This is a genomic window from Falsiroseomonas oryzae, assembly GCF_027856955.1.
Classification (GTDB): Bacteria; Pseudomonadota; Alphaproteobacteria; order Acetobacterales; family Acetobacteraceae; genus Falsiroseomonas; species Falsiroseomonas oryzae.
The window spans coordinates 1-1,441 of sequence record NZ_JAPSMD010000763.1 but is presented as its reverse complement, the minus strand read 5'-3'; the positions used below and the strand labels follow the sequence as shown (position 1 = coordinate 1,441).

The 1,441-nt window shown below is 76.1% G+C and carries 2 protein-coding genes; both read left to right on the top strand.

Going from position 1 to position 1,441, the window contains the following annotated elements; genetic code table 11:
• The coding region (locus tag OZN99_RS31460) for an Acg family FMN-binding oxidoreductase (RefSeq protein WP_270939126.1) at nt 1-1,086 on the top strand (1,086 nt) is incomplete at its 5' end.
• A partial coding sequence (locus OZN99_RS31455) for a MarR family winged helix-turn-helix transcriptional regulator (protein ID WP_270939125.1) occupies nt 1,076-1,441 on the top strand: 366 nt, incomplete at its 3' end. The genes OZN99_RS31460 and OZN99_RS31455, both read left to right, overlap by 11 nt.

Below are 1,441 nucleotides of genomic sequence, written 5' to 3'. Positions count from 1 at the left end.
CAGGCGCTGCGCAACGCCGGGCCCGATCCGCTGGCGCCCTGGGCCGAGGCACCGGCCGCCGCCGCCCATCCCGATCCGCGCGTGCGCGCCGCCGCCTGGGCCGTCCTCGCCCCCAACCCTCACAACCGCCAGCCCTGGATCGCCGAGCTTCCCGCCGCCGAGCCCGACACGATGGTCCTGCGCTGTGACCTGGATCGGCGCCTGCCGGTCACCGACCCCTTCGACCGCCAGATCACCATCGGCCTCGGCGCCTTCGTGGAGCTGTTCCGGCTGGCCGCGATGGAGGCGGGGCGCGCCGTGACCGTCATTCCCTTCCCGGAAGGCGAGCCGCAGCCCCGGCTGGATGCGCGCCCGGTGGCGCTGCTCCGCCTCGGGGCACCCGGCAGCGCGCAGCCGGACCCGCTCTTCGCCCAGGCCGGCGCACGCCGCTCCACCAAGCGGCCCTTCGACATGGCGCGGCCCGTGCCGGCCGAGGCGATGCAGGCGCTGGCGGCCGCCACCGCCGCGCCGGTGCGCTTCGGCGGAACCGCGCAGCCCGACCAGGTGGTTGCGATCCGCGACATCGCCTGGCGATCCTGGCAGATCGAGGCCGCGACCGAAGCGGCGCACCTCGAATCCGTCAACCTGATGCGCCTCGGCCGCGCCGCCGTCGCCGCGAACCCGGACGGCATCAGCCTCTGGGGCCCCGGGCTGGAGGAGGCGATCGCCGCCGGCCAGGTCACGCGGGAGAGCATGCTGCCGGGCGGCGCCGGCTACCGCGTGATGATGGAGCGCTACGCGCCGATGCTGGCCGCCACCCCGGCCTATGTCTGGCTCGCCACGCCCGGCAACGGCCGTGCGGAGCAGCTCGCGGCCGGGCGGGACTGGCTGCGCCTGAACCTCGCCGCCACCGCCGCCGGCCTCGCCCTGCACCCGATCAGCCAGGCGCTACAGGAATTCCCCGAGGTCGCCGGGCCGTTCCGCGAGATGCACGCCCTGCTCGCCGCATCCGGGGGCACGCTGCAGATGCTCGGCCGCCTCGGCTATGCTGACCCGGTGCCGCCGACCCCGCGCTGGCGCGCCGAGACCAGGATCCGTGCCACCTGACCCGCCGATCTTCGCCGTCCTCAACGAGATCTCGATCATCGAGCACCTCGCCCGCAACCGGCTGGAGCGCGTGCTGCCGGAAGGGCTGCGCGCCAGCCACTTCGTGGTGCTGAACCACCTCGTCCGGCTCGGCGACGGGCGCAGCCTGGCGCGCATCGCGCGCGCGGTGCAGGTGGAGCGGCCGGCCATGACCAACACCATCCAGCGGCTGGAGGCCCGCGGCCTCGTGCGGGTCGGCCCCGACCCGCGCGACGGCCGCGGCAAGCTGGTCTACCTGACGGAGGCCGGCCGCGCGGCGCGCGAAGCCGCGGTGGCGGCGGCGACGGGCGCCATCGCCCCGATCGCCGGCGGCATC